Consider the following 866-nt stretch of genomic DNA (forward strand, 5'->3'; position numbering starts at 1 on the left):
TTTCCAGGCCGCCAAGTCCTTCGATGGCGCGGCCGAAGAAGCGTTGGTAATTCGCCTGGAACAAATCCTCGAGCGTGGTTGCGGCATCATTGCCGAACGGCTCGTCCGGCAGCGGCACGGGGATTTCCCAGCCCTGGCCGGCGTAGCGCATGAAGGCGGTGATTTCGCATGTGATCGTACCGTTGGCCCCTGCCCGCACGAAGCTTTCGGCTGACACTTTGAGGTCATCGAGCAAAGCATTGGCCTCGGCCGGCTTGAACTGCGACAGCCGCGTCAGCCGGGATGCCAGGGCTTCGTAGCCGAACGGAGCCTTGAGGAAGCCGATCGCCGATCCGACGCCCGCGCCCTTGGGGACGATGCACTGGTCGATGCCGAGTTTCTCGCAAAGCCTTGCGGCGTGAAGCGGGGCCGCGCCACCGAAGGCGATCATCACGTTGTCGGAAATGTTTTTGCCGTTTTCGACAGCATGGACGCGGGCGGCATTGGCCATGTTCTCGTCCACCACCTCGCAGATGCCGAAGGCCGTCGCCATGGCATCGAGCGACAGGCGTTCGCCGACATCGCGCAGGATCGCCTGTTCGGATGCGGGCGAGTCCAGCCTGATGGCGCCGCCGGCGAAATTGTCGGGATCGAGCTTGCCGAGCACCAGGTCGGCATCTGTGATGGCCGGGCGCCTGCCGCCGCGGCCGTAGCAGGCCGGGCCAGGTTCCGATCCGGCACTTTCGGGACCGGTCTGGATGCGGCCCATGGCGTCGACCCAGGCGATCGAGCCGCCGCCGGCGCCGATCTCGATCATCTCGATCACGGGAATGGAGATCGGCATGCCGGAACCTTTGCAGAAGCGATAGGTACGCGCCACTTCGAAG

At 64.8% G+C, this 866-nt stretch carries 1 protein-coding gene; it reads right to left on the bottom strand.

What is annotated here, in order from left to right:
• Positions 1 to 866: hydantoinase/oxoprolinase family protein (locus tag EN893_RS35940; RefSeq protein ID WP_281062540.1), on the bottom strand; the 866-nt coding region annotated here is incomplete at both ends.

The sequence above is a fragment of the Mesorhizobium sp. M7A.F.Ca.CA.004.04.2.1 genome, from assembly GCF_004022825.1.
Taxonomy (GTDB): Bacteria; Pseudomonadota; Alphaproteobacteria; order Rhizobiales; family Rhizobiaceae; genus Mesorhizobium.